Genomic DNA, 22,747 nt, shown 5'->3' with positions numbered 1-22,747 from the left:
TCCAGACGCTGAAACGTCTCCGTCAGCCCTCCAGCTGCTTCAAGATCGCCGCGAACGGGCTCCAAAGCAGGACGGTGATCAGTGCGAAACCGAGCGCCATCAGCGTCATCAGCAGCAGGGCCGCCAAACCCGCGCCTGCGCCGGAGCCGGACATGGCCGCCGTCATAGGCCAGGCGACGAGGGCCAGCAGCAGACCCACCAACAAGGCCATGGCGACGGCGAGAACATTCACGCCGATCAGAGGCCAGACGATGGGGCCGCTGCGCTTCCATCCTTCCACGAGAGGAAGGCCGCTCCGCAGCACCGTGAGAGGCGCGACCAAGCTGAGTCGAGCCGCTACCCAGAGACCCAATGCAAAGGCGATGAGATTCACGATGACGCCTCCCGCCAGACCGATCGCCGCGCCGGCGCCCCGAGTGGCGAGGTCCGCTCCAACGTTCAATACGAGCTGAACGACGACCAGAATAATCAGAACCCCCAACATCCGAGCCTCGGTCTTGCCCAGTCGCAGGAAGCCGAACCGTCGTTTCTCAGGCTCAAGCACTGCGCGGTAGACGGCCGGCGCGACGAGGGCCTGGGCCAACAGCAACGGCGGCATGAATCCAGCCATGGCCAAGCCGAAGGCTTGTAGCGCTTCTGGCGACAAGGCGTTGATATCGCCGTTGGCGGCCTGCAACTCGGCCATATGGGGCATGATTGCGGGCGCCGCGAGCAGACTGCTCAATATGAGCCCGATCAGCCAGACCATCGACCAGAGGAGAACCGCCGCCGGGTTCTGGCGCGTCACGCGAAACCCCTCGAATGCGGCGTCGGTGGCGGAAAAACTCATGATCGAACTCCAGATCAGATTCGGCGCGACTCTAGCCCATCCCGTCGTCGGCGTCCGGTCCCAGACGCCCCTATCCCGAACCCTTTGTTGCAATTCGTTCTCACTTGCATACTCTGCCTCGGCCTATGAGGACGACCATGACCCGACATCCCCTCCACGCCGGCCTTTTGGCCTCCCTTCTGTCCGTCTGGGGCGCGGGCGTGGCCCAGGCCCACTCCCCCTATCTTCGGCCGAACCTGTTCGACGCGGGGCGGCGCGATCATGTGACCGTCGAGGCGGCCTTTACCGAGGAGGTGTTCAACGCCGAGGTCGCCATGCGGTCCGACGGCTTCCATGTGGTCGGGCCAAACGGCGACACGCCGATCAGCGCCGTCACCTATCTGCGCGATCTGGCGGTGTTCGAGGCGCCGACGCCGGTGGACGGCCTCTATCGTCTGTCATCCGGCCCACGCGCCGGCCGCACGGCCAAGATGTACCACACCCCCTCCGGCTGGAAGATGGTCGGCGAAGAGGATGCGCCGCCCCCGCCCGGCGCCGAACTGGTCGATGTCCAGAGCATCACCGTCGCCGAGGCCTATGTTATGCGGGGCGTCCCCGACGAGGCGGCGCTGAAGCCCACCGGCCAAGGGCTGGAGCTTCAGCCTCTGATCCAGCCGAACCAGATCGTCGCCGGCGAGGACGCGACCTTCCGCCTGCTGTTCGACGGCCAGCCCCTGGCCGACGCGCCTGTCACCGTCTTTCGCGAAGCCGGCCAGTACGACGGCAAGACGATCGAGACCGAAACCGCCACCGACGCCTCCGGCGTCCTGACCCTGCGGGTCTCGGCGCCCGGCGCCTATATGACACAGGTCCGCTACCGCACCGCCGCCCCGGCAGGCAGCCCCACCCCCTACCGCAGCTACACCCACACCCTGACCTTCACCGCCGACGCGGGGTGAAGGCGGAGGGGACCGTCCATGTCGCGCCCTTTAGGCCGGGCAGCGCGTTTCGGTCTGGCTGGCGTCCAGCTTGATCTCGGACACCGAGACGGTCATCGCACCGCTGGTCGCCATGTGGAACGGAACCTCGACGCGCGACAGGTCCCCGCCGTCAGTGCGGAAACAGGTCAGGGGAATGCGGGCTTCGCGCCACTGCCCGACGGGGGCAGAGCGCAACAGGCCGGTCAGGTCCACCGCTCCGCCGCCCAGTTTGAACGCCACCGGAGCGGACGGCGCGACGTCAACACGATAGCGGAAGCCCAGGGCGACGGCGCCGTTGGCTTGGCGCGTCAGATCGACGGCCGTGCCCCAGATCTCAACGCTGGCCGGCCCGGTTCCCGCAAAGGCGAACTGCTGGCCGCTTTCCTGGGCCAGGTCGTCTACCGGGCGTGAGGCGACGCCGGCGCGCGGGCTGGTCGCCGTCTTCGCCGTGCCGGGTCGGGTCTGACCTCCTGCGTCGTTCAGCAACAAGCTCCAGGGCGAGACGAACCGGCCGTCGACGAAATAGCGATCCAGATTGGTCGCCTGGGCCGAGACCCCGCTCTCCTCCGACAGCATTCCGACTCGCGCCGGCGCGGCGTAGGTCAGGCCGTAGCCATAGGCGAACTGCGGATCATAGCCGGGCTGGCCGTGGTTCAGCGGCGTTCCCGTCGCATCCTTGGGCCAGCTGAAGGACAGTTTGCCGTGGAAGTCGTGGCGCGGTTTGCCGTCGGCTCGGCCCACCAGGACGTCGGCGATCCCCCCGCCTTCGGTCCCCGGCAGCCAGGCGGCCACAAAGGCGTCCGAGGCGTTGATCTCCGGATTGGTCCACATCGGCCGCCCGGACAGGAAGACCGACACGGTCGGAATCCCCGCCGCCTTCAGCCGCTTCAGCATCTCCAGCGGCGCGGTCGGGACATAGTCCAGATTGTCCACGTCGCCTTGGAACTCGGCATAGGGGGTCTCGCCGAAGACGACGATCGCCACATCCGGTTTTTGGGTGAAGGACCCGTCCGCGCTCAAGGTTGCGGTCCCGCCGCCGGCCTTCACCGCCTCTTCGATCCCGCTCCAGATCGACTGGCCCTGGGGGAAGTCGGCATTCGTATTGCCCGTCCCCTGCCAGCTCAGGGTCCAGCCGCCCGAGGCCTGGCCGATGTCGTCAGCCGCCGTCCCCGCCACAAGCACCCGCGCATTGGCCCGAACCGGCAGGACGCCGTCATTCTTCAACAGCACCAGCGACTTGCGCACCGCCTCGCGCGCCAGGGCGCGGTGCGCGGGTGAAGCCAGCTCCTCGAACCGGCCTTCCATCGGCCGCGCCGGTTCGAACAGGCCGGTCTTGACCTTGGCCACCAGAATGCGACGCACCGCCTCGTCCACCCGCGCCATAGGGATCTCGCCCGACCGGGCCTGGGCCAGGGTCGAGGCGTACAGCGGCTTCCAGCTGTCGGGCGCCATCAGCATGTCGATGCCCGCGTTGACCGCCAGGGCGCAGCTCTCATTGGTGCAGCCCGGCAGTTGGCCGTGCGCGTTCCAGTCGGAGACGACGAATCCCTTGAACCCCAGCGGCCCGCGCAGGACATCGGTCAGCAGGGTCGGATTGCCTGAGTGCTTGTAACCGTTCCAGCCCGAGAAACTGGCCATGATCGACAGCACGCCCGCGTCGATGGCCTGGACGTATCCGCCCAGGTGGACGTCGATCAGCTCCTGCTCCGTGCCCCGGAAATCGCCCTGATCCTCGCCCTCGAAGGTGCCCCCGTCGGCCAGGAAATGTTTGGCCGATCCGGCGATATGGCCGGGCGCCAGCGGCCGCCCCGGCTGCAGCTCGCCCTGAAGGCCCAGGGTCATCGGCCCGGCGTAGGACCGCTGCACCTCCGGGTCTTCGGCATAGCCCTCATAGGACCGACCCCAGCGGTCGTCGCGCGGCACGGCCAGGGTGGGGCCGAAGGTCCATTCGGCCCCCGTCACCGCCACCTCCAGCGCCGTGGCCTCGCCGATGCGTCGGATCAGGTCCGGATCGCGCGCGGCGCCCAGGCCGATGTTGTGCGGGAAGATGGTGGCGCCGGGGACATTGTTGTGCCCGTGAACCGCGTCGATGCCGTAGATCAGCGGGATCACCGTCCCGCCCCGGCTCTCGTTGGCGGCGCGGAAGGCGCGGGCCAGGTCCAGCCATTTCTGCGGCGGCGCCTTGTCGTCGCCCCAGGGGCCGGAGCTGCCGCCCGCCAGGATCGAACCCAGCGGATAGGTCTTCAGATCGTCGGGGGTGATGGCCGAAATATCGGCCTGGATCAGCTGACCGACCTTCTCCTCCAGCGTCATCCTGGCCATCAGTTCGGAGACGAAGGCCTCGGTGCGGGCGTCGGATATGGCGGCCGGGGTCGCGGCCTGCGGCCACAGGGCCGGGTGAGCACGCGACGCTTCGGGAACCGTCGCCGTCTGGGCCAGGGCCGGCGCGCCCCCGCTCACGGCCAGGGCCAGCACCATCAGGGACACAGTCGCGCGCATCGGATTTCCTCTCGGGATGAACCAGGAGGACGTGCGTCTGACGGATCGGAAAACAGGCGGACGGGCGCGACGGAACGGCGACGTCCCGACCCTTGCCCCTCAGCGCGTCTGCTCCCGAGCGATCGAACCGCCGCCCTTCGGCGCGATTAGGGCCGGGCCGGCGCAACCCGTCAAGCCATTTTTGAGAACGTTCTCACAACCGCCCTGCGCGCGATGTCGCAGGGCGGTCGGCGCGCGCGACTTAGGCCGGCAGGTCTTCGGCCAGGATGGCCATTTCGAACATGAAGGAGCCTTCCTCATCCTCGTCCTCGAAGACGACGCCGATGAACTCGTCTCCGACATAGACTTCGGCCGAGTCATTCTGCTTGGGACGGGCCTTCACGATGATGCCGCCGGTGTTGAAGGTGCGCTTGAGGTGGGCCTCGATGCGCTTCAGGTCAGTGTCTTTCACGGGGGCCTCATGGTCTTGGGTTGGCCGCGGACCCTAGAGACATCGGGGCTTCAGGGGAACCGGCGACGCGCATTTTCCCCAATCCGCCGCAGGTCCATCACATCCGGCCCCTCGCCTTTCGCTCCGCACGTGCGCGAGCGCCGGCCCTTTCGACGAGATGTCCAAAGATTCACGTGACCATCCCGAGTTTCCGCCAATATTGATCAGAGGCTGAATTCCAGGAATACCAGTATGAACCGACGGCTGGTTCTAACGTCCGTCCTCGCAAGCCTCGCCCTGGGCGACGCGGCTATTGCTCAGGCGTCCGGCCCCATAGGCGCCGCAGACGTGGTCGGCGAATGGTCGCTGTTGGTCACGCCCGCTCCCGACAGCGAAAACAGGATCACATTCAAGGGCAAGGATGGAAACGAACGGCTGAACTTTCCACTCAGGATCACAGCCCAGCCCAGAGGCCGTCTCGCCTGCGTGCTGGACGGCGAATCCGCAGAGTGTCGGATTCGAAACGGGGACCTGATCGTCGTTTATTCCGGCGGCGGCGTAAGGCTGATCTATACGCTGACGGACCGAGCGCGTGACGGCTTCAGAGGCTCGGCAGCGATGCGGGTGCGCCTCTTGCCGGTCGGCGGCCGCATCGGCGATGTCCGAATGGTTCGCCGCTGACGGCAGGGATCAGGAGCGCGGAAGGTCCGCTCGGCTCCTCCTCAGATCACGAAGTCGTACACCACCTCTGCCAGCGTATGGTCCATGGTCCGGGCCGGTTCGGCGCCGGTGGGGCAGTTGACCAGGCGCGCCGGCACCCCGGCCACGGTGCAGCCGGACGGCACAGGCTTCAGCACCACCGAGCCCGAGGCCACCTTGGCGTAGTCGCCGATATGGATGTTGCCCAGCACCTTGGCCCCGGCGCCCAGCAGGACTCCCTTGCCGATCTTGGGGTGGCGATCGCCGCGCTCGGCGCCGGTGCCGCCCAGGGTCACGCTGTGCAGCATGGAGACGTCGTCGCCGACCACCGCCGTCTCGCCGATGACGATGCCGGTGCCGTGGTCGAGGAACAGCCCCTGGCCCAGCCGCGCGGCCGGATGGATGTCCAGCTGGAACAGTTCGGAAATCCGGCTCTGGAAGTGGAAGGCCAGGGTCTCACGGCCCTGGCCCCACAGCCAATGGGCCACGCGCCAGCCCTGCAAGGCCTGAAAACCTTTGAAATAGAGGAAGGGCTGCAACAGATTGCGGATGGCCGGATCGCGTTCGGCCACGGCGCGCAGATCGGCCTCGGCCGCCGCGACCATGGCCGGATCAGCGGCGAAGGCCGACAAGCAGACCTCGCGCACCGACATGGCGCTCATTTCCGGATCGGCCAGTTTACGCGCGATCTGGAAGCTGAGGGCGCCGGCCAGATCATCGTGCGACAGGATGACGGCGTTCATCTGCGAACCCAGCTGGGGCTCCTCGCGCGAGGCGGCCTCGGCGGAGGCGCGCAGCTGGCGCCACACGCTGTCAGTTTCCGCGACGACTTCAAGCTTGGGCATGCCGGACTCCTTCGGCGACATCATACCCGCCCCAGCATGGCCTTAGCCAGCGCCGGAGGCAGGGCTCCATTCAAGCCCATATGATAGGCCTTATACGCCGTCGCCACCGTCAGGCTGTCCCGCACCGTCCCGCGCCCGACTTCGTCGAGCAGATCCAGGAACGGCACGCGCACGACGGCGATCACCTCGGTCGGGTCCGGCGCCACCGGCACAGGCCTCAGGCCCCAGGCGATCCAGGTATGCGCCATCTCGGTCGTGACAGAGTTCGACAGCTCCATCGTCAGGGCCGGCGTCCAGTGGGCGGCCTCCAGCCCCGCCTCCTCGGCCAGCTCCCGCCGGACGCCGTCGAACGGATCCTCGTCGAGGGACGCCCCGCCCTCGGGCATCTCCCAGGAATAGTTGGCGAAGGCGAACCTCTGCTGCCCGACCAGAACCACCGTGCCGTCGTCATGCACCGGCAGCACCCCGGTCGCGACATTCTTGGGCCGCATCACCGCATAGTCCGCCAGCTGGCCCGTCGGGGCGATCACCCGGTGCCGCGTCAACCGCATCCACGGATTTTCGAACACCGTCTCCTCGGTCTTGCTGCGCCAGGCCGGCGGCTTGGCCAGGCCGGCGGCCCATTTCGGTTCGTCGAAATCGCTCATACCTCAGCTATGGCGGACGGCGGGGGGAAAGCCTAGCTAGACCGCATGACCCCTTCGCCTCTCTTTCCGTTGAACGCCCCCCTGCCCGCCCCGGTCCCGTCGCAGGAGTTGCGCGATCGGCTGGCCTCACGCCGCTCCGCCCCGGCCCAGGCCCTGACCAGCCCCGGCCCGACCGAGGCCGAACTGGATCAGATCCTGACCCTGGGCGCCCGCACGCCCGATCACGGCAAGCTGTTTCCCTGGCGGTTCGTGGTCCTGGGGCCGCAGAGCCGCGGGGAAATCGCCGAAAAACTGTCCGGCCTTGCGCAGACCCAGGGCCGTCCCGCCAAGGAGCAGGCGGTCCTGGCCAAGCTGACCGCCGCCCCCGTCACCGTCCTGGTCATCTCGGCGCCCGTGCCCGACGCCAAGCCGCTCTGGGAGCAGCAGATGTCGGCCGGCGCGGTCTGTATGAATCTGGAGCATGCGGCCGGCGCCTTCGGCTATGCTTCCAGCTGGATCACGGACTGGTACAGCTATGACGCCCAGGCCACAGCCCTGTTCGGCCTGACCGACGGCGAGGCGGTCGCCGGCTTCATCCATATCGGAACCCTGAACGAACCGGCCCTGGAACGCCCCCGCCCCGACATGGCGGCCAAGGTCACCCGCCTGCCCTAGATCTGGACAGGCCTTGTCGTTAATCTTTTCCCTCTAAGCGTCAGACCCTTAGCTGTAGCGAGTGGTCCGATGTCCTGTGTGGGTTGCAAAGATGGGGCGGGGTTCGACCTGCCCATCACCATGGCTTTCCAGCCCATCGTCAACGTCTCAACACAGACAGTCTTCGCCTACGAGGCGCTTGTGCGGGGCAAGGACGGCGCCGGCGCCGGTCAGGTGCTGGCTCAGATAGCCGACCACAACCGCTACGCCTTCGATCAGGTCTGTCGCACCACCGCGATCGAACTGGCGGCCGGGCTCGACATGGCGGCGACGGGCGCCAACCTGTCGATCAATTTTCTGCCCAATGCGGTCTATGAGCCGCGCGCCTGCATCCGCGCCACCCTGGCGGCGGCGATGCGAACAGGCTTCCCCGTGAACAAGATCATCTTTGAGTTCACCGAGAGCGAGGCGATGGACGCCGACCACATCCTGAACATCCTGCGCTCCTATCGCGCCATGGGGTTCAAGACGGCCATCGACGACTTCGGCGCCGGTTACGCGGGCCTGGGTCTGCTGACCCTGTTCCAGCCGGACATCGTCAAGCTGGACATGGCCCTGATCCGCGACATCGACACCGATCCGGTTAAGCGCACCATCGTGCGCAACACCCTGAACATGCTGCGCGATCTGGGCGTCGAACCGGTCTGCGAAGGTATAGAGACCCCGGCCGAACAGGACGTCCTGCGCGACTTGGGCGTCGATCTGATGCAGGGCTATCTGTTGGCAAGACCGGCGCTTGAGGCCCTGGGGCTGGTCGCCTGGCCCCGCGCCGCGTCACTGGCCCGCACCGCCTGACGGTTCTTTCTCCGGCCGGTGCACCAGAGACACCAGCACCACCGAGATGATCATCAGCAGGAACCAGGCCCCGAGCTTGTGCAGGGACACCGGCTCCCAGCCCCCGTCCTGCCCCGGATAGGTCCAGGCCCGCGCGAAGGTGCCCAGGTTCTCGGCGACCCAGATGAACAGGGCCACCAGCCCATAGCCCAGCAGCAGCGGCATCGACCGCCGACGCCGGTCCGCCGTGAAATAGAACCAGCCCCGCCCGAACAGCAGGACTGTCGCCAGAAACAGAACGATCCGCACGTCCGGCAGCCAGTGATGGGCGAAGAAATTCACATAGACGGCTGCCGCCAACACCCAGGTCGTCCACAGCGGCGGATAGCCGCGCACCCGGATATGGAATATCCGCTGCACCCGCGCGATATAGCTGCCCACCGCCGCATACATGAAGCCCGAGAACAGGGGCACGGCGCCGATGCGCAGCAGACTGTCCTCCGGATAGACCCACGACCCGTGCGCCGTCTTGAACAGCTCCATGATCGTCCCCGCCACATGGAACAGGAAGATCACCCGCGCCTCCTCCCAGCTCTCCAGCCGGAAGGCCAGCATAGCCGCCTGGATCATCACCGCCCCGACCGCCAGAAAATCATACCGCGAGATCGGCGACTGATCCGGCCACCACAGGAAGGTGCCGACGATCAGCCCCAGCATCAGCCCCCCGAACAGACACGCCCACCCCTGTTTCAGCCCGAACCAAAGGAACTCGTAGGCGTAGCGACGCGGACGAGACCGGTCGGCCCAGGTCTGGGCGCGCGTGAGGAGACGGCGCCCCCAGGCTTCCAGAGGCAAGGAGGAACTTCGCGACATGCCCAAGGCTTAGCCCAAGCCGGCGGACTTGCCATCCGCTGTCGATCAACTTAAGCCTCGGCCCGCGATGCGACGCCCTGAGCCCTCCCTGTCAGCCGGTCTGAAGCTGGTTTTGCAGCTGGTGCTGGCGCTTGTCGCCTTTGCGCCGGCGGCGTCGGCCCACGCCTGCGCCGAAGCGAACTGCGCGGCAGTCGCTGTCGTCGGCGAAGCCGTTTCGGATCAGGACCAGGGCTGCATCGATTGCGGGCCTGCCTGCGCCAACGGCTGCTGCCACGCGCCTCACCCCGCATATAGATCAGACCCGATCCTGATCCAGACGCTGGCTCACACAGCCGCGCGTCACGCCTGGCGTCAGTCGCCGGAACCTACGCCGGTCGATACCGCCGGCCCCGACCGCCCCCCGCGCGTCTGATCCCGCCAGGGCCGCACAGGCCCACTTCGCCTCGTCCGCGTCGTTCCGCTGCTGGGTGGAGCGCGCCTATCGTCGTCAGGGCCGGCCCGTGCGCCGGCCGAGGATCAGATCATGACCATCGCCTATCATCTCCTGGCCGGAGTCGCCTTCGCGACTCTGCTGCCCGCCGCCGCCGCCCTCGCCCAAGACCAGAGCCAGACCTCGCCATACCCGCCCCAAACACCGCCCGCCGAAGAAGTCGCGGAGCTGGAGGAGATCTTCGTCGTCTCGACCCGCTCCCGCCGCCGCGTTCAGGACGAGCCCGTCCGGATCGAGGTGCTGAACGAAGAGGAGATCGCCGAAAAGCTCATCATGCGTCCAGGCAACATCTCGATGATCCTGGCCGAAACCGGCGGGGTGCGCGTCCAGGTCACCTCCCCCGGACTGGGATCCGCCAACGTCCGCGTTCAAGGCATGAGGGGTCGCTACACTCAGTTGCTGGCCGATGGCCTGCCCCTTTACGGCGGCCAATCCTCGTCCCTGGGCCTGCTGCAGATCCCGCCCAGCGATCTGGGGCAGGTCGAGGTGATCAAGGGCGCCGCCTCGGCTCTATACGGCGGACAGGCTTTGGGCGGCGTGGTCAATCTGATCTCCCGCCGACCGGGCGAAACCCGCGAAGGCGAGTTGATCCTGAACGCCACTTCGCGCGACGGTCAGGACGTCTCGGCCTACGCCGCTGCTCCCCTGTCTTCAGACTGGAGCGGCTCCGTCCTGGCGACCTACAATCATCAGGCGATCCAGGACCTGGACGACGACGGCTGGATCGACATGGCCGGCTACACGCGCTGGTCGGCCCGGCCGCGGCTGTTTTGGAACGGCGACGACGGCGCGACCCTGTTCCTGACGGCAGGCGGCATGACCGAGCGGCGGCGGGGCGGCACGCGCGACGGCGCCCTGGCCCCCGACGGTCAGCCCTTCCGACTGGATCAGGAGACTGACCGCCTGGACGCCGGCGCCGTCTATGAACGGCCTCTGGGCGACAGCGCCTGGCTCCAGGCCCGCGCGTCCGCCGTCGAACAGAGCCACCGCCACCGGTACGGCGATCTGATCGAAGAAGACCGCCACCAGACCTTCCTGGTGGAGTCCTCCGTCTCGGCCGAGGCTATGGGCGCCGACTGGATGGGCGGCCTGGTATGGCAGGCGGATGACTACGCCTCGGACGCCTTCCCGGCCTTCGACTATCGCTACACGGCCCCGGCCGTTTTCGCCCAGGTCGAACGCGACTGGACCGAGGATCTGACGGTTTCGGCCAGCGCCCGCTATGACGACCACAGCCGCTACGGCGGTCAGTTCAGCCCGCGATTGTCCCTGCTTTGGCGACCGGGTCCGTGGACCGTGCGGGGTTCGTGGGGACGCGGCTTTTTCGCCCCTACGCCCTTCGTGGAGGAGACCGAGGCTGCGGGCCTGTCGCGGCTGGAGCCCATCGCCAATCTGGAGGTGGAAACGGCCTCGACCGCCTCGCTGGACCTGGGCTGGGCCAGAGGATCTTGGGAGACCAGCCTGACGCTGTTCGGGTCGGACATAGACGACGCAGTGCGGCTTCAGCCTGTCTCCGCCGACCGAGCGCGGCTGATCAACGTGGACGGCGTCACCCGCACCCGTGGGGTCGAGCTGCTGGGCCGCTGGCGCCGGGCGCCTTTCGTGCTCACCGCCAACTACATGTATCTGGACGCCGACGAGCCGGAGGAAGCAGGATCTGCGCGGCGCGACACGCCGATGACGCCGCGTCATTCGGCCGGCTTCGTGGCCATGTGGGAGGAACACGATCGCGGCCGCCTCGGCTTCGAGGCCTATTACACAGGCGCCCAGCCGCTGGACGACGATCCCTACCGCGATCGCGGCGAGGCCTACTGGGAGCTGGGGCTGTTGGGCGAGGTGGTTCTGGGTCGCTACCGCCTGTTCCTGAACCTGGAAAACCTTCTGGACGAACGCCAGACCCGGAGCGATTCCTTGCTCAGGCCGACCCGCACGGCGGACGGCCGCTGGACAACCGACGCCTGGGCCCCGTTGGAGGGGTTCGTCGCCAACGCCGGGGTCCGTATCCGTTTCGGCGGTTGATCCAGACGTCGCGGGCGGGGTGCGATCTCACCCCCGCCCGCGATAGGTCGGCACGCCCTGGTCCGGCAGCCACAGGCCCTCGGGCGCCGGGCCCGTCTGCCAGAAGACGTCGATCGGTATCCCCCCGCGCGGATACCAATACCCCCCGATCCTCAGCCATTTCGGCTCCAGCAGATCCGCCAGCCGCCGGCCGATGGCGACGGTGCAGTCCTCGTGGAAGGCGCCGTGGTTGCGGAAACTGGTCAGGTACAGTTTCAGGCTCTTGGACTCGACCAGCCAGTCGCCCGGCGCATAGTCGATGACGATATGGGCGAAGTCCGGCTGGCCCGTCACCGGGCACAGGCTGGTGAACTCGGGCGCTGTGAACCGGGCCAGATACAGCGTATCCGCATGCGGGTTCGGCACCCGTTCCAGCACGGCCGTCTCGGGACTGGTCGGGGCGGCGGTCTGGGCGCCCAGCTGGCTGAGGTTGTCGGTGTAGTGGGTCATGGCGCGCCTCAGATCAGGCCGGCCAGGGGCGACGACGGGTCGGCGTACATCCGCTTGGGCATCCGCCCCGCCAGATAGGCGTCGCGACCGGCGATCACGGCGTGCTTCATCGCGCGCGCCATGCGGATCGGATCCTTGGCCCCGGCAATGGCGGTGTTCATCAAGACGGCGTCGCAGCCCAGCTCCATCGCCCGGGTGGCGTCCGAGGCCGTGCCCACTCCGGCGTCCACCAGAACCGGCACCTTGGCCTGTTCGACGATCAGCCGGACATTGACCTCGTTCTGGATGCCGAGCCCAGAGCCGATCGGGGCGGCGGCCGGCATGATGGCGGCGGCGCCGGCGTCTTCCAGCCGCTTGGCCATGACCACGTCGTCGGTGCAATAGACCATGACGTCGAACCCGTCCTTGATCAGCATGTCCAGGGCCCGCAGGGTCTCGACCATGTCGGGATACAGGTGGGCGGTGTTGGACAGGACCTCCAGCTTGACCAGACTCCACCCCCCCGCCTCGCGCGCCAGGCGCAGGGTGCGCACCGCGTCCTCGCCGGTGAAACAGCCGGCGGTGTTGGGCAGGAAGGTGAAACGGTCGGGCTTCACATAGTCGACCAGCATCGGCTGGTTCGGATCGGTCAGATTCACCCGGCGCACGGCCACGGTCACGATCTCGGCCCCCGCCGCCTCGGCGGCGGCGGCGTTCTGGGCGTAATCGGCGTATTTGCCGGTGCCCACGATCAGGCGTGAGGTAAAGGTGCGGCCGGCGACGGACCAGGTTTCGGGGGCTGTATCGGTCATGGGTGGTGACCTAGTCCTGTCGCGCCCGATGCGAAAGGGCGGATCGATCACGCCGCGTTGCGAGACCGGGCCAGATGAACTAGACTAAGTGGACTAAGTTCACCGGGAGCGACGCATGGAAACGGTCAACGTCCACGAGGCCAAGACCCACCTGTCGCGCCTGCTGGACCGGGCCGCCAAGGGTGAAACCATCACCATCGCCAAGGCAGGCAAGCCGATCGCCAAACTGGTTCCCATCGAGGAGACGCCGATCGACACCTCGCGTCGGTTCGGCTTCATGCGGGGTCAGATTAAAATTCCTGACGACTTCGACACCATGGGTCAGGCCGAAATCGAGGCGATGATCTATGGTGAAGGCCTTCACGAGGGCGACGAGGGCCAATGAGGCTGTTGATCGACACTCACCTGCTGCTCTGGGCGTCGGAGGATCGCGCACGGCTTCCCGCCAAGGCGCAAGCCTTGATGGCCGATCCCGACAATCAACTGGTGTTCAGCGCGGTCAATATCTGGGAGGTCGTCGTCAAGCACGGCCTGAAGCGACCTGACTTCGACGTGGACGCCCTGGTGTTCCGCCGCCAGTTGCTGGACGCGGGTTATGAGGAAATTCCGGTGACCAGCCTGCACGCGCTGGAACTGGCAGGATTACCGCTGATCCACCGCGACCCGTTCGACCGGCTGCTTATCGCCCAGGCCATGGCCGAGGGAATGCGACTGCTGACGGCCGACCGGCAGGTCGCCTTCTACCCCGGCCCCATCCTCAAGGTCTGATCAACCGCCGCCGACGAACTGGACCAGTTCGATCCGGTCCCCCTCGGCCAGGGCGGTGACGGCGTGCAGCGACCGAGGCACGATCTCCAGATTACGCTCGACCGCCACCTTGCGGGGGTCCAGCGCCAGTTCCTCGACCAGCTCCGTCACCGTCGTCGCATAGACCTCGCGTGGATCGCCGTTGACTTGAATACGCAAACCGTCTGCCTCGATGCCCGTGTGTCGGCGTGTCATAGCGCGTTTCGGCGCGGAGGGCATGAGGCGCCGCCGCATTCACATGGCCTACCCCTATTCGTCGCCTACCCCTATTCGTCGTCCTCGGGCTTGACCCGAGGACGACGGCGGTGGGTGATGGGCAGACGGAAGGCTAGCGCCCACCAAACCCATCCGTTCTCCCCCTTTTCCCCGCCCTTCACGCCCCTGCGACGGGAAATCCGTTGACGCCCGCGCGGATGACGTTAGGTCAAGCCGTTTCGACGCTGCGCTTTGACCCGCGCCGCGCCTGAGCTACAAGGCCGGCCCTGAACCGTCAGAGGTCGCCCGATTCCGGAGCCTCGTTTCGAGAACCGATGTCCGACACGTCCGTCATCCATGTGCTGAACGGCCCTAACCTGAACCTCCTGGGGGTGCGGGAGCCGGAGATCTATGGCCGCGACACCCTCGCGGACATCGAGCGGCGCTGCGTGACGGCGGCGGGGGATGGGGCGCAGATCGTGTTCCGCCAGACCAACCATGAAGGCGTGCTGGTGGACTGGATCCAGGAGGCGCGTGAGAAGGCGCAGGCCCTGATCCTCAATCCGGCGGCCTATGGCCACACCTCGGTCGCTCTGCACGACGCGCTGAAGACCCTGACCATACCGGTCATTGAGCTTCATCTGTCCAATCCGGCGGCGCGCGAGGCGTTCCGCCATCACTCCTATGTGTCGTCCGCGGCGACCGGCGTCATCGCCGGCTTCGGCGCGGCAGGCTATGAACTGGCCGTGCAGGCGGCCCTGACCCAGATCCGGGAACGCGCCTGAGGGCCGACCCGTTCGCAATCCAAGACGAAAGACAAAGGCGCAATCCAATGGCCGATGACAAGAAACACGCCGAGATCGACGCGTCCCTGGTTCGCCAGCTGGCCGAGATCTTGAACGAAACCGACCTGACCGAGGTCGAGGTCGAGCGCGGCGAGCTGCGCATCCGCGTGGCGCGCGAGGTCACCGTCAACGCCGCCCCGGTCCAGTACGCCGCGGCCCCGGCTCCGGCCGCTGCGCCTGCGGCCGCCGTCGCCGCGCCGGCCGCCATGCCGTCCGATCCGGCCACCATCGTCGCCCGCGCCGGCGAAGAGGTGAAGTCGCCGATGGTCGGCACCGCCTATCTGCAGCCTTCGCCGGAAGCCGCGCCCTTCGTCCAGCCGGGCGACAAGGTCAAGAAGGGCCAGACTCTGCTGATCGTCGAGGCCATGAAGACCATGAACCCGATCCAGGCGCCGCGCGACGGCGTGGTGGCCGAGATTCTGGTCGGCGACGCCCAGCCGGTCGAGTTCGGCGAGCCCCTCGTCCTGCTGGAAGCCTAAGGCGCCCTGATGTTCACCAAGGTCCTGATCGCCAACCGCGGCGAGATCGCGCTTCGCATTCATCGGGCGTGCAAGGAGATGGGCATCTCCACCGTCGCCGTGCACTCCGAAGCCGACCGCGGCGCCATGTGGGTGCGGCTGGCCGATGAGAGCGTCTGCATCGGTCCCGCCTCGGCGGCCAAATCCTATCTGAACATCCCGTCGATCATCGCGGCGGCCGAGATCACCGGGGCCCAGGCGATCCACCCCGGCTACGGCTTTCTGTCGGAGAACGCGCGGTTCGCCGAGATCGTCGGCGCCCACGGCCTGACCTTCATCGGCCCCAAGCCCGAACATATCCGGGTCATGGGCGACAAGATCACCGCCAAGCAGACCGTCAAGGATGCGGGCATTCCCGTCGTCCCCGGTTCGGACGGCGAGGTGGAAACGGTCGAAGCCGCCATCGAGGCGTCCAAATCGATCGGCTTCCCCCTGATCGTCAAGGCGGCGGCCGGCGGCGGCGGACGCGGCATGAAGGTGGCCCTGACGCCTGACGATCTGGTCGAGGCGGTTCAGACCGCCCAATCCGAGGCCAAGGCGGCCTTCGGCAACGGCGCCGTCTATATGGAGCGCTACCTCCAGAAGCCACGCCACATCGAGATTCAGGTCATCGCCGACAGCCACGGCAATGTCGTCCACCTGGGCGAACGCGACTGCTCGCTGCAGCGCCGTCACCAAAAGGTGCTGGAAGAGGCCCCCTCGCCCGCACTCTCTGCTGAAGGCAGAAAGAAGATCGGCGAGACGGTCAACAAGGCCATCGCCGCCATCGGCTATCTGGGCGTCGGCACGATCGAATTTCTGTGGGAGGACGGCGAGTTCTTCTTCATCGAGATGAACACCCGCCTGCAAGTCGAGCATCCGGTGACGGAAATGATCACCGGTGTCGATCTGGTCCGCGAACAGGTCCGCATCGCCGCCGGGCTGCCGCTCTCCTTCACCCAGGAGGACATCAAGTTCCAGGGCCACGCCATCGAGGTGCGGATCAACGCCGAAAACCCGGAGACCTTCACGCCCTCGCCGGGCAAGGTCACCGACTTCCACGCCCCCGGCGGCCTGGGCGTGCGGCTGGATAGCGCCATCTACGCCGGCTATTCGATCCCGCCCTATTACGACAGCCTGATCGGCAAGCTGATCGTCCACGGCCGCGACCGCGAGGAGGCCATCGCCCGCCTGAAGCGGTCGCTGAATGAGGTCGTGGTCGGCGGCGTGGACACCACCATTCCCTTGTTCCAGCGCCTGTTGGCCGAGCCCGACATCCTGTCCGGCGACTATGACATCCACTGGCTGGAGAAGTGGGCTGCCCGTCAGAAGGGCGACGCCTGACCGACCCTGATGACAGCGCCGGCAAGTCCTCCGGCGGCTTCGGCCCCGAGGACCTGCTGGCCTGTTACGCCCGGGGCGTGTTTCCCATGGCCGAGTCGCGCGACGATCCGCGCGTCTTCATCATCGAGCCCGAGCAGCGCGGCGTGATCCCGCTGGACGGCTTCCACATCCCGACCCGCCTGCGCCGCACCGTCCGAAGCGAACCCTTCGAGGTACGGGTCGATACGGCCTTCGAGGCTGTGCTGGAGGGCTGTGCCGCGGCGCAGGGCCCCGAGCGCCAGGACACCTGGATCAACGCCCCGATCCGCCGCCTGTACGCCGCCCTGTTCGCCCAGGGCCATGTCCATTCGATCGAATGCTGGAAGGACGAACGGCTGGTGGGGGGCCTGTACGGCGTATCCCTGGGCGGCGCCTTCTTCGGCGAAAGCATGTTCAGCCGCGAGCGGGACGCCTCAAAAGTCGCCCTGGTCCATCTGGTCGCACGGTTGAGAAAGGGTGGCTGGAGCCTGCTGGACGCCCAGTTCCTGACCGAACACCTCAGCCAGTTCGGGGCGGTCGAGACGCCCCAGGCGGCCTATCTGCGTCGCCTGAAGCCGGCGCTCGGGACTGTCGTCGACGAGACCGCCCTGTGGGGGCCGATGAGCGGCGCCGAGGCCGTCGCGCTGGCGACGGCGGGCGGCTGATTTCCGGCTGTCCGGACACGCTATTCCGGCGTCCGGACAGGTTCGCGCTGGCGACGGCGTAAGGGATGCGGCCTCTTCAGGCGCATGACCCAAGCCGCTTCAAACACCCCGCCCCTCCCCGCACGCGCCCTCTGGCGCGACGCGTTTGAGATTGCTGTGACAGTGATCGTCGCCCTCGTGTTGGCCACGGCCTTTCGCACCATCGCCTACCAGCCCTTCACCATTCCCAGCTCCTCGATGGAGCCGGGACTGGTGGTCGGCGACTACATCGTCGTCTCCAAATTCGCCTATGGCTGGAGCAGGGCCTCCCTGCCCGCAGGCCGTCCAGAGGGCGAGGGTCGGCTGGGTCAGCGTCAGCCCCGGCGGGGCGACGTCGTCGTCTTCCGCCTGCCGCGCGATCCGAAACAGGTCTGGATCAAACGGGTGATCGGCCTGCCGGGCGACGCGGTTCAGGTGCGGGGCGGAACCGTCTTCGTCAATGACCGGCCTATCCCCCAGACCCGGCTGGGCATCACCCAAGACCATGACGATCCGGCCCGCACGGTGCGGTTGGTGGCCGAGACCCTGCCCAACGGCAAACACTATGTCACCTATGACGGCGGTCCCGACCTGCCCGGCGACGACACCGAAATCTATCGGGTGCCGGCCGGCCGTTATCTGATGATGGGCGACAATCGCGACAACTCGCTGGACGGGCGCTGGCCCGCCTCGGTCGGGGTCGGTCTGTTGCCCGCCCAGAACATCATAGGGAGAGCGGAGTTCATCGCCTGGTCCTGGAAGCCGGGCGCGGCCCTGGTCAAGCCCTGGACCTGGACCCAGTTGCGCGGGGGCCGGTTCTTCGTCCCGATCCGCTAGAGCCTGATCCGTTGAGAAGGAACCGCTTCGCGGTTCCGCTGAAACGGTGAATCAGGCTCCAGATTAAAGCGAGAGCCTGATCCGTTGAGGAGGAACCGCGAAGCGGTTCCGTCCGAAACGATCATGCTCTAGCGGGCGCGGAACTCTTCGAAGCTAAGACGGCCGTCATGGTCGCGGTCCAGGCGATCAAAGGCGGTTCGGGTCGGCGTCACGCTCTCAGCCAGGGACGGCGCGGCGACGCCCCCCAGGGCCAGGGCGGCCAGAACCGCCGCCAGGAGCAGGCGGCCGTCGAACCGGCGTGGACGCGCGGCCAGTTCGGCGTCGATGAAACGGCGAAGCACGTCGCTGGCGGTGCGGCCCTCGGCGCGGCAACGCGCCATGAAGGCCGTCTTGGTGTCGTGCGGCAGACGGATTTCGATGGTCTCCGTCTTCTTCAGCGGCCGAGGCGCCATGTCGCCGCCCGCCCCGCTCAGTTCTTACAGCCTACGACCCAGGCGTCGTAGTTCGGGTGCTGAAGCCCGCTGACGGCCGGAGACGAGGCGAACATCCAACCGCGGAAGACTTGGCGCGGCTCGGCCGAGGCGGCGCCTCGGCTCTGAACCGCGACCTGAAGATAGGCGATGGCGTCTTCGGTCAGTTCGTCGGGCGTGGAGACTTCGCAGGCGCGGGCGGTGAAGATCAGATTCTTGTTGAACCGGACCGGCCGACCGCCGACCTCGACCTCGAACTTCATCGTCTCGGCCGTGGTCTTGTCCAGGGCCTGGATGACGGCGAACTTGCGCCGCTGACGGCGAGCCGGAGTCTCGGGCTGTTCGATCGGCTTTTCGGCCACCGGGGCTTCAGCCTCGACCTCTTCCTCGGCTTTTTCGGCCACGGCCGCGTCCTCGGCGATCTGAACCGACGGTGGAGGAGAGACGGCGATCGGCGCGCGAGGCGCGGGCGTGCCAGAGGGGGCCGTCTCGGTCGGGACGGCCGGTGTCGCCGGCGTGTTTCGCAGGATTTCGCCGATCGGATCCTGTTGAACCGGACGCGCGTCGCGGGGCGCATCCTGAAGGACGCTGGCGGTGACCGCCCCGGCGCTGAGCGCCAGCACGAGGGTCGCCCCAGCCGTCAGCAGCCGATTCGGTCTCACTCGGGCGTCCAGGCCTGATAGTCGCCCGTGGCGGCCGGGCGCTTGGCCTCTGCGGCCAACGAGCCCTGCGGACGCCAAGCCATGGGCGTGCCCGTCAGATTGGGCAGATGATCCTTTTCCCACGGGCGGCGCAACAGGGGCGCCTCCGTCGGCGGCAGGTCAAAGGTGTAACGCAGCCAGCCGTGCCAGTCCGGCGACACCTTCGTGGCGTCTGCATAGCCTTCATAGACGACCCAGCGACGCTTGCGGCCGTCATAGCTGGAGTGGTCCTTGGCCTCGTAATATTTGTTGCCGAACTCATCGGTCCCGACGAAGCGGCCGCGCTTGGCGATCGTAAACAGGGTGCCGATCGTGGCCCCATTCCACCAGGCGAAAATTTTGTTCAGCACGTCGTCAAACCCACGCGAAAAGACGCCGCGGGCGAAACCCCGACGGTCGGGCGCGATCATAGAAACCCCAGCCCCGTTCGTCCAGCATTGAGGCGCGCCCACGGCGGCCGGCCGCTTTCGATCCTTTCCGCGCGACGCGAGGGGAAAGGATCAAACCTAAACCTGTGAATCTGTTTAGAACCGAACTGCCCTCGGGGGTGTTCTAAGCGTCGCCCTTCGGCGGATCACTTGAGGATGCGAGATTTGGACAAGGACAGGCGGAACGCCAACGACGGTCAGGTGGAGGCCCTGGACGCCGAGCGAATCGCCGATGAGGTCGCTGGAATCGACCGCGGGACCGATCCCTTCGTCGCCGCCGTGCGGGCGACCCGCATGCCGATGATTGTGACAAACCCTCGTCTGCCGGATAATCCGGTCGTCTTCGCCAATGACGCCTTCTGCCGATTGACCGGCTATGAGCGGTCCGAAATTCTCGGTCGAAACTGCCGGTTCCTGCAAGGGCCGGAGACCGAGCCGGAGACGGTCAAGCGCATCCATAGGGCTGTGAAAGACGCCGCGCCGATCGAGATCGACATCCGCAACTATCGCAAGGACGGGTCCGCCTTCTGGAACCGCCTGTTGCTGGCGCCGGTCTATGACGGCTACGGCGACCTGGCCTATTTCTTCGCCAGTCAGTTGGACGTCACACGCGACCGGGAAAAGGTCGAGGGGCTGAAATCCCGCAACGCCGCCCTGTCGGCGGAGCTGACGAACCGCCTGACCCTTGCGCAGGAACGCGAGCGCGAACTTGAGCTGGCGATGGCCGCCGGGGGGCTGGGCGCCTGGAGCGTGGATGTGGCCAGCCGATCCTTGGCGGCCTCGGAGGCCTACAAGGCCCTGCTGGGATGGCCGAGCGATCGGCCGATGACCTATGAGGATCGTCAGTCGCTGATCCACCCTGAGGATCGCGACGCCGTTCGCGCCCAGAGCGACGCCACGATTAACGACGGCGCGGACTACGACATCACCCACCGCATCGTGACGCCCCAGGGCGAAACCCGCTGGATGAAGGCGCGCGGCGTGCTGATCAGCGATGCGGACGGCGCGCCGCTTCGTATCGCGGGCGTGACCCAGGACATCACCCGCGAAGTGCGGTCCCAGAAGATGCGGACCGCCCTGGTGGAGCTGTCGGACGCCCTGCGCGATCTGGACGACCCCGCCGACATCTCCTACGCAGCGGCCCAGGTTCTGGGCCGCACCCTGGAGGTCAGCCGCGCCGGTTACGGCCTGGTCGATCGACAGGCCGAGACGATCACCATCGACCGCGACTGGAACGCGCCTGGAATAAAGACGCTGGCCGGCGTGCTGCACTTCCGCGACTACGGCTCCTACATCGAGGAGCTGAAGCGCGGCGAGACCGCCGTGATCGCCGACGCGCGGCTGGACCCCCGCACGTCCCAGACGGCCCAGGCGCTGGAGGCCATCAGTGCGCGCGCCTTCGTCAACATGCCCTTGACCGAACAGGGCGGTCTGGTGGCCCTGCTCTATCTGAACCACGCCACGACCCGTGCATGGCCTGAAGACGAAATGGCCTTCATCCGCGACGTGGCCGAGCGGACTCGCGCCGCGACGGAACGCCGACGGGTCGAGCGCAACCTCGCGGACCTGGCGGCTTCTCTGGAACGTCAAGTCGAAGAGCGGACCGCCGCCTTGATGAAGAGCGAGGAGGCTCTGCGCCAATCCCAGAAGATGGAGGCGGTCGGACAGCTCACCGGCGGCATCGCCCATGACTTCAACAATCTGCTGACGGGCATAACCGGAAGCCTGGATCTGTTGGCCAAGCGGCTGGCCGAAGGGCGGATCAATGAGGCGGATCGCTTCATCACCGCCGCCCAGGGCGCCGCGCGCCGCGCCTCGTCCCTGACTCACCGCCTGCTGGCCTTCTCGCGTCGCCAGACCCTGGCCCCTCGCCCCACCGATCTGGCCCGGCTGGCGAGGGGGATGGAGGAGCTGATCCAGCGCACCATGGGGCCGGGCATCACCGTCGAAGCCGTGCACGGGGGCGGTCTGTGGCCCGTGCTGGTGGATCCGGGTCAGTTGGAAAACGCCTTGCTGAACCTGTGCATCAACGCCCGAGACGCCATGCCCGAGGGCGGCAAACTGACCATCGAAAGCGGCAATCGCTGGCTGGATGAGCGGGTGGCGGCGGAATGCGAACTGCCGCCGGGCCAATATGTGTCGCTGTGCGTGTCCGACACGGGCGAAGGCATGACGCCGGACGTCGTGGCCAAGGCCTTCGAACCCTTCTTCACCACCAAGCCGATCGGCCAGGGCACGGGGCTGGGCCTGTCGATGATCTATGGATTCGCCCGCCAGTCAGGCGGACAGGTCCGAATCTATTCGGAACCGGGCCAAGGGACGATGGTCTGCCTGTACCTGCCCCGCCACCTGGGCGCGGCCGAAGCGCCCGAGCCGACGCCGAGCGCCGCCGACACGCCCCAGGCGACGGCGGGCCAGACGATCCTGATCGTGGACGACGAACCGACGGTGCGGATGCTGGCCTCTGAAGTCCTGGGCCAACTGGGTTACGCCACCCTGGAAGCCGAGGACGGGAAGGCCGGGCTCGCGACCCTGAATACCGACCGGCCCATCGACCTTCTGATCACCGACGTCGGTCTGCCCGGTGGGATGAACGGCCGCCAGGTGGCCGACGCCGCGCGCGCGGTCCGACCCGATCTGAAGGTGTTGTTCGTCACCGGCTATGCCGAGAACGCCGTCCTCAGCCACGGCCACCTCGACCCGGGAATGCACATACTGACCAAGCCCTTCGCCATGGACGAACTGGCCCGGCGGGTTAAGGCCATCCTCACCGCCGACTGAGACCCGATCCGCCGAAACATCGGAACGGATCAGATTATTTTGAGAATGCGATTGACTCGCATTACTGGCCCTTTTACGGCGCTCCGCACGAACTCAGCGAGCGG

At 67.1% G+C, this 22,747-nt stretch carries 26 protein-coding genes; 13 read left to right on the top strand and 13 right to left on the bottom strand.

All coding sequences use genetic code 11. The features are described 5' to 3' along the window. Positions 1 to 22 precede the first annotated feature (22 nt). On the bottom strand, positions 23 to 787 hold the full coding sequence (locus AC1RKE_RS10250; protein WP_444581204.1) for a hypothetical protein: 765 nt from the start codon (positions 785 to 787) through the stop codon (positions 23 to 25). A gap of 179 nt (positions 788 to 966) precedes the next feature. Between AC1RKE_RS10250 and AC1RKE_RS10245 the strand changes: the two genes are divergently transcribed. Beyond that, on the top strand, positions 967 to 1,767 hold the full coding sequence (locus AC1RKE_RS10245) for a DUF4198 domain-containing protein (RefSeq protein WP_333896068.1): 801 nt from the start codon (positions 967 to 969) through the stop codon (positions 1,765 to 1,767). Between the two features lie 30 nt (positions 1,768 to 1,797). Here AC1RKE_RS10245 and AC1RKE_RS10240 read toward each other — a convergent pair whose 3' ends face one another. Continuing rightward, on the bottom strand, positions 1,798 to 4,287 hold the full coding sequence (locus AC1RKE_RS10240; protein ID WP_348684893.1) for a glycoside hydrolase family 3 protein: 2,490 nt from the start codon (positions 4,285 to 4,287) through the stop codon (positions 1,798 to 1,800). A gap of 241 nt (positions 4,288 to 4,528) precedes the next feature. Continuing rightward, complete coding sequence (locus tag AC1RKE_RS10235) at positions 4,529 to 4,738, bottom strand: DUF3126 family protein (RefSeq protein WP_182713675.1); 210 nt, start codon at positions 4,736 to 4,738, stop codon at positions 4,529 to 4,531. Between the two features lie 231 nt (positions 4,739 to 4,969). On the opposite strand from AC1RKE_RS10235, the gene AC1RKE_RS10230 reads away from it, so the two are divergent. Then, positions 4,970 to 5,398 carry a hypothetical protein gene (locus tag AC1RKE_RS10230; protein WP_152949876.1) on the top strand — a complete coding sequence of 143 codons (429 nt, stop codon included), beginning with the start codon at positions 4,970 to 4,972 and terminating at the stop codon, positions 5,396 to 5,398. Between the two features lie 41 nt (positions 5,399 to 5,439). On the opposite strand, the gene cysE is transcribed toward AC1RKE_RS10230, so the two are convergent. Continuing rightward, on the bottom strand, positions 5,440 to 6,261 hold the full coding sequence (cysE, locus tag AC1RKE_RS10225) for a serine O-acetyltransferase (protein WP_054766901.1): 822 nt from the start codon (positions 6,259 to 6,261) through the stop codon (positions 5,440 to 5,442). A 20-nt stretch (positions 6,262 to 6,281) separates the two neighbouring features. Further along, positions 6,282 to 6,908 (bottom strand): NUDIX domain-containing protein, encoded by a 627-nt coding sequence (locus tag AC1RKE_RS10220; RefSeq protein WP_152949875.1) that lies wholly within the window; start codon positions 6,906 to 6,908, stop codon positions 6,282 to 6,284. Positions 6,909 to 6,953: 45 nt separating this feature from the next. Between AC1RKE_RS10220 and AC1RKE_RS10215 the strand changes: the two genes are divergently transcribed. Both AC1RKE_RS10215 and AC1RKE_RS10210 read left to right on the top strand, forming a co-directional pair. After that, the gene (locus AC1RKE_RS10215; RefSeq protein ID WP_054765374.1) at positions 6,954 to 7,562 is read left to right on the top strand and encodes a nitroreductase family protein; all 609 of its coding nucleotides are present in this window, start codon (positions 6,954 to 6,956) and stop codon (positions 7,560 to 7,562) included. 69 nt (positions 7,563 to 7,631) lie between these two features. Then, positions 7,632 to 8,396 carry an EAL domain-containing protein gene (locus tag AC1RKE_RS10210; RefSeq protein ID WP_152949874.1) on the top strand — a complete coding sequence of 255 codons (765 nt, stop codon included), beginning with the start codon at positions 7,632 to 7,634 and terminating at the stop codon, positions 8,394 to 8,396. On the opposite strand, the gene AC1RKE_RS10205 is transcribed toward AC1RKE_RS10210, so the two are convergent. Both AC1RKE_RS10205 and AC1RKE_RS10200 read right to left on the bottom strand, forming a co-directional pair. Next, positions 8,376 to 9,248, bottom strand: coding sequence for a DUF817 domain-containing protein (locus tag AC1RKE_RS10205; protein ID WP_152949873.1), 873 nt, complete (start codon positions 9,246 to 9,248; stop codon positions 8,376 to 8,378). The two genes, AC1RKE_RS10210 and AC1RKE_RS10205, sit on opposite strands and share 21 nt — an antisense overlap. Before the next feature lie 91 nt (positions 9,249 to 9,339). Continuing rightward, positions 9,340 to 9,522, bottom strand: coding sequence for a hypothetical protein (locus AC1RKE_RS10200; protein ID WP_152949872.1), 183 nt, complete (start codon positions 9,520 to 9,522; stop codon positions 9,340 to 9,342). Positions 9,523 to 9,771: 249 nt separating this feature from the next. Between AC1RKE_RS10200 and AC1RKE_RS10195 the strand changes: the two genes are divergently transcribed. After that, entirely contained in the window at positions 9,772 to 11,757 is a 1,986-nt protein-coding gene (locus AC1RKE_RS10195; RefSeq protein ID WP_054765371.1) for a TonB-dependent receptor plug domain-containing protein, read from the top strand. Positions 11,758 to 11,784: 27 nt separating this feature from the next. Here AC1RKE_RS10195 and queF read toward each other — a convergent pair whose 3' ends face one another. Together queF and AC1RKE_RS10185 are read right to left on the bottom strand one after the other, a co-directional pair. Continuing rightward, positions 11,785 to 12,246 (bottom strand): preQ(1) synthase, encoded by a 462-nt coding sequence (gene queF / locus AC1RKE_RS10190; protein WP_054765370.1) that lies wholly within the window; start codon positions 12,244 to 12,246, stop codon positions 11,785 to 11,787. A gap of 8 nt (positions 12,247 to 12,254) precedes the next feature. Continuing rightward, entirely contained in the window at positions 12,255 to 13,037 is a 783-nt protein-coding gene (locus tag AC1RKE_RS10185) for a HisA/HisF-related TIM barrel protein (protein WP_054765369.1), read from the bottom strand. 115 nt (positions 13,038 to 13,152) lie between these two features. Here AC1RKE_RS10185 and AC1RKE_RS10180 point away from each other — a divergent pair, with 115 nt between their 5' ends. After that, positions 13,153 to 13,422, top strand: coding sequence for a type II toxin-antitoxin system Phd/YefM family antitoxin (locus tag AC1RKE_RS10180; protein ID WP_348685284.1), 270 nt, complete (start codon positions 13,153 to 13,155; stop codon positions 13,420 to 13,422). Between the two features lie 5 nt (positions 13,423 to 13,427). Continuing rightward, positions 13,428 to 13,805 (top strand): type II toxin-antitoxin system VapC family toxin, encoded by a 378-nt coding sequence (locus AC1RKE_RS10175; protein WP_231681248.1) that lies wholly within the window; start codon positions 13,428 to 13,430, stop codon positions 13,803 to 13,805. Here AC1RKE_RS10175 and thiS read toward each other — a convergent pair whose 3' ends face one another. Beyond that, positions 13,806 to 14,003, bottom strand: a complete 198-nt coding sequence (gene thiS / locus AC1RKE_RS10170) for a sulfur carrier protein ThiS (protein WP_054766899.1) — start codon at positions 14,001 to 14,003, stop codon at positions 13,806 to 13,808. 371 nt (positions 14,004 to 14,374) lie between these two features. Between thiS and aroQ the strand changes: the two genes are divergently transcribed. The 5 genes from aroQ to lepB all read left to right on the top strand — a co-directional run bounded on the left by aroQ (position 14,375) and on the right by lepB (position 18,263). Next, on the top strand, positions 14,375 to 14,824 hold the full coding sequence (gene aroQ, locus AC1RKE_RS10165) for a type II 3-dehydroquinate dehydratase (RefSeq protein ID WP_348685282.1): 450 nt from the start codon (positions 14,375 to 14,377) through the stop codon (positions 14,822 to 14,824). A 47-nt stretch (positions 14,825 to 14,871) separates the two neighbouring features. Continuing rightward, entirely contained in the window at positions 14,872 to 15,363 is a 492-nt protein-coding gene (gene accB / locus AC1RKE_RS10160; RefSeq protein WP_333896080.1) for an acetyl-CoA carboxylase biotin carboxyl carrier protein, read from the top strand. Between the two features lie 9 nt (positions 15,364 to 15,372). Further along, positions 15,373 to 16,725 (top strand): acetyl-CoA carboxylase biotin carboxylase subunit, encoded by a 1,353-nt coding sequence (accC, locus tag AC1RKE_RS10155; RefSeq protein ID WP_054765364.1) that lies wholly within the window; start codon positions 15,373 to 15,375, stop codon positions 16,723 to 16,725. Further along, on the top strand, positions 16,722 to 17,408 hold the full coding sequence (aat, locus tag AC1RKE_RS10150) for a leucyl/phenylalanyl-tRNA--protein transferase (protein WP_395941998.1): 687 nt from the start codon (positions 16,722 to 16,724) through the stop codon (positions 17,406 to 17,408). The genes accC and aat overlap by 4 nt, the downstream gene beginning before the upstream one ends. Positions 17,409 to 17,492: 84 nt before the next feature. Next, positions 17,493 to 18,263, top strand: a complete 771-nt coding sequence (lepB, locus tag AC1RKE_RS10145; RefSeq protein WP_182713681.1) for a signal peptidase I — start codon at positions 17,493 to 17,495, stop codon at positions 18,261 to 18,263. Between the two features lie 128 nt (positions 18,264 to 18,391). Here the strand turns inward: lepB and AC1RKE_RS10140 are convergent, their stop codons facing one another. Genes AC1RKE_RS10140 through AC1RKE_RS10130 form a run of 3 tightly spaced genes read right to left on the bottom strand, consistent with a single transcriptional unit; the run spans position 18,392 to position 19,784 of the window. After that, positions 18,392 to 18,715, bottom strand: coding sequence for an EF-hand domain-containing protein (locus AC1RKE_RS10140; RefSeq protein ID WP_054765362.1), 324 nt, complete (start codon positions 18,713 to 18,715; stop codon positions 18,392 to 18,394). 17 nt (positions 18,716 to 18,732) lie between these two features. Beyond that, complete coding sequence (locus AC1RKE_RS10135; protein ID WP_348684049.1) at positions 18,733 to 19,395, bottom strand: DUF2155 domain-containing protein; 663 nt, start codon at positions 19,393 to 19,395, stop codon at positions 18,733 to 18,735. Continuing rightward, the gene (locus AC1RKE_RS10130; protein ID WP_054766897.1) at positions 19,392 to 19,784 is read right to left on the bottom strand and encodes an NADH:ubiquinone oxidoreductase subunit NDUFA12; all 393 of its coding nucleotides are present in this window, start codon (positions 19,782 to 19,784) and stop codon (positions 19,392 to 19,394) included. The genes AC1RKE_RS10135 and AC1RKE_RS10130 overlap by 4 nt, the downstream gene beginning before the upstream one ends. A gap of 243 nt (positions 19,785 to 20,027) precedes the next feature. Here AC1RKE_RS10130 and AC1RKE_RS10125 point away from each other — a divergent pair, with 243 nt between their 5' ends. Next, the gene (locus AC1RKE_RS10125) at positions 20,028 to 22,643 is read left to right on the top strand and encodes a PAS domain-containing protein (protein ID WP_395941989.1); all 2,616 of its coding nucleotides are present in this window, start codon (positions 20,028 to 20,030) and stop codon (positions 22,641 to 22,643) included. The last annotated feature ends 104 nt before the right edge of the window (positions 22,644 to 22,747 follow it).

This window comes from Brevundimonas sp. GW822-FHT03E11, assembly GCF_058801445.1.
This window is presented reverse-complemented; position numbering and strand designations above follow the sequence as displayed.